The organism is Paenibacillus violae (assembly GCF_032461945.1).
Lineage (GTDB): Bacteria > Bacillota > Bacilli > Paenibacillales > NBRC-103111 > Paenibacillus_E > Paenibacillus_E violae.
Map to the genome: position 1 here is coordinate 1 of NZ_JAWCUD010000032.1, position 2451 is coordinate 2451.

2 tRNA genes and 3 rRNA genes are annotated in these 2451 nt (G+C 51.6%); all 5 read left to right on the plus strand.

Going from position 1 to position 2451, the window contains the following annotated elements:
- Positions 1-534: ribosomal RNA gene (locus RQP52_RS36360) — 16S ribosomal RNA — on the plus strand; the annotation flags it as partial.
- Positions 535-656: 122 nt separating this feature from the next.
- Positions 657-773 (plus strand): 5S ribosomal RNA (gene rrf / locus RQP52_RS36365).
- Between the two features lie 82 nt (positions 774-855).
- A tRNA-Ile gene (locus tag RQP52_RS36370) sits at positions 856-932 on the plus strand.
- Positions 933-947: 15 nt separating this feature from the next.
- A tRNA-Ala gene (locus RQP52_RS36375) sits at positions 948-1023 on the plus strand.
- 217 nt (positions 1024-1240) lie between these two features.
- Positions 1241-2451: ribosomal RNA gene (locus tag RQP52_RS36380) — 23S ribosomal RNA — on the plus strand; the annotation flags it as partial.

Sequence of the window (2451 nt, forward strand, 5' to 3'; positions counted from 1 at the left end):
CTAGAGATAGTGCCCCTCTTCGGAGCACCCAAGACAGGTGGTGCATGGTTGTCGTCAGCTCGTGTCGTGAGATGTTGGGTTAAGTCCCGCAACGAGCGCAACCCTTGATCTTAGTTGCCAGCATTTCGGATGGGCACTCTAAGATGACTGCCGGTGACAAACCGGAGGAAGGTGGGGATGACGTCAAATCATCATGCCCCTTATGACCTGGGCTACACACGTACTACAATGGTCGGTACAACGGGGAGCGAAGCCGCGAGGTGGAGCCAATCCTTATAAGCCGATCTCAGTTCGGATTGCAGGCTGCAACTCGCCTGCATGAAGTCGGAATTGCTAGTAATCGCGGATCAGCATGCCGCGGTGAATACGTTCCCGGGTCTTGTACACACCGCCCGTCACACCACGAGAGTTTACAACACCCGAAGTCGGTGGGGTAACCCGCAAGGGAGCCAGCCGCCGAAGGTGGGGTAGATGATTGGGGTGAAGTCGTAACAAGGTAGCCGTATCGGAAGGTGCGGCTGGATCACCTCCTTTCTATGGAGACTCGGTCTTGATAAGACCAGTCAAGTGCGCAAGCACGCAACGTTTACTCACTCGTGTTCAGTTTTGAAAGAGCAAGCTCTTTCGGTAGCATGGTTACAACCATGTTGCACTCGTTTGGTGATGATGGCGGAGGGGACCCACGCGTTCCCATCTCGAACACGACCGTTAAGCCCTCCAGCGTCGATGGTACTTGAACCGCAGGGTTCTGGGAGAGTAGAACGTTGCCAAGCGGACCCATAGCAAGCTTTCGAAGAAAGCTTCGAAAGCTTGTAGGTGGGTTTTTATTTTGGGGAGTTTCCCCGAAACACATATTGGCCCTTAGCTCAGCTGGTTAGAGCGCACCCCTGATAAGGGTGAGGTCGGTGGTTCGAGTCCACTAGGGCCAACCAATTTCATAATCATATGGGGCCATAGCTCAGCTGGGAGAGCGCCTGCCTTGCAAGCAGGAGGTCAGCGGTTCGATCCCGCTTGGCTCCACCAACTATCATTTTCAGACAGAGATTTCCAAGGAATTTCGACTTGAAATGAGAATGTGAGTTGTGATAAGATAACTTTCGCCGCTGAGATAGGGCAAGGGAATTTGAATCGCAATGAACACTTTGTTCCTTGAAAACTAGATAACGAAACAAAACGTAAAGTAAGAACTTAGGTAGTGTAACTTTTGGGTTGCACGACAATCTTTAAATGTTTTTTTCTAGGTTAAGCTAGAAAGAGCACACGGAGGATGCCTAGGCACTAGGAGCCGAAGAAGGACGTGGCGAACGACGAAATGCCTCGGGGAGCCGTAAGCAGGCTTTGATCCGGGGATGTCCGAATGGGGGAACCCAGCTGTGGTAATGCGCAGTTACTCAATAGTGAATACATAGCTATTGTAGAGGCAGACCCAGGGAACTGAAACATCTAAGTACCTGGAGGAAAAGAAAACAAAAGTGATTCCGTCAGTAGCGGCGAGCGAAAGCGGAATAGCCCAAACCAAGGAGCTTGCTCCTTGGGGTTGTAGGACCTCAATATGGGGTTAGTTTGGTAGGCGAAGTGATCTGGAAAGGTCCGGCATAGAAGGTAAAAGCCCTGTAGCTTAAATCGAACGAAACCCCTAGAGGTATCCTGAGTACGGCGGGTCACGTGAAACCCCGTCGGAATCCGGCAGGACCATCTGCCAAGGCTAAATACTCCCTAGTGACCGATAGTGAAGCAGTACCGTGAGGGAAAGGTGAAAAGCACCGCGGAAGCGGAGTGAAAAAGAACCTGAAACCGTGTGCTTACAAAAAGTCAGAGCCCTCTATATGGGTGATGGCGTGCCTTTTGTAGAATGAACCGGCGAGTTACGTTCCCGTGCGAGGTTAAGTCGAAAAGACGGAGCCGCAGCGAAAGCGAGTCTGAATAGGGCGCTTGAGTACGTGGACGTAGACCCGAAACCGTGTGATCTACCCCTGTCCAGGGTGAAGGTGAGGTAACACTCACTGGAGGCCCGAACCCACGAATGTTGAAAAATTCGGGGATGAGGTGGGGGTAGCGGAGAAATTCCAATCGAACTCGGAGATAGCTGGTTCTCCCCGAAATAGCTTTAGGGCTAGCCTCGGATGTTGTGAGTTGTGGAGGTAAAGCACTGATTGGGTGCGGGGCCCGCCAAGGGTTACCAAGTCCAGTCAAACTCTGAATGCCACAAACTTAAATCCGGGAGTCAGACAGTGAGTGCTAAGATCCATTGTCAAAAGGGAAACAGCCCAGACCATCAGCTAAGGTCCCCAAGTGTGTGTTAAGTGGGAAAGGATGTGGAGTTGCACAGACAACCAGGATGTTGGCTTAGAAGCAGCCACCATTGAAAGAGTGCGTAATAGCTCACTGGTCGAGTGACTCTGCGCCGAAAATGTAACGGGGCTAAACACGCCACCGAAGCTATGGCTTGCA